Genomic DNA, 623 nt, shown 5'->3' with positions numbered 1-623 from the left:
CATGATATCTCCTTATCAATCCGATATACTGTCGCTCAATGCATGATTTTCAGATATCTATTCATTCACTGCAGTGGACGATAATAGAACATTGATTGACGTGTGATTTGGTAAGGCTCTGAATATATGTATGATTTATGAATCTTATATGGGCTTTTTATGAAACAAATGTGTCATTGGCGAGATTGCGATGGCATTAGGATTTGGAATGAAAATGGAACTACAACAATTTCTTGATGTGCTGGCATCATCACCTGAAAAGATTGAATTTGAAACGACGATGGCGGTGATTGAAGACAATTACGATTTTACGCCCGCTGCATTTACGAATGGCAATACGCAAAATGGCGCGAATGAAAACAACGGTTCGTGCAAAATTTTTGCATTCGGCGTATTGAACACTCTCGATAAAGAAGCGACGTTGGCGTGTTTTGGTCGTTTCTACCGCGAGGACGTACTGCTTCACCCAGAAAACAACGATCACCAAAATATCCGCAATTTCATGGTGACGGGGTGGGAAGGCATTCAATTTGAGACTTCTGCGCTTACCGCGAAATAGTTATCATTTTAGAATCGCGTTACATGAAGAAGCCAGTCGTATTATGCGACTGGCTTTTTTTCTA

The 623-nt window shown here is 40.4% G+C and carries 1 protein-coding gene; it reads left to right on the top strand.

Annotation, left to right across the window (positions count from 1 at the left end; genetic code table 11):
- The first annotated feature begins 214 nt into the window (after positions 1-214).
- Positions 215-559, top strand: coding sequence for a HopJ type III effector protein (locus R7Z49_RS25965; RefSeq protein WP_170927631.1), 345 nt, complete (start codon positions 215-217; stop codon positions 557-559).
- Positions 560-623: the final 64 nt, after the last annotated feature.

Source organism: Vibrio sp. 1562, from assembly GCF_033340155.1.
GTDB classification, from domain to species: Bacteria; Pseudomonadota; Gammaproteobacteria; order Enterobacterales; family Vibrionaceae; genus Vibrio; species Vibrio alginolyticus.
This window is presented reverse-complemented; position numbering and strand designations above follow the sequence as displayed.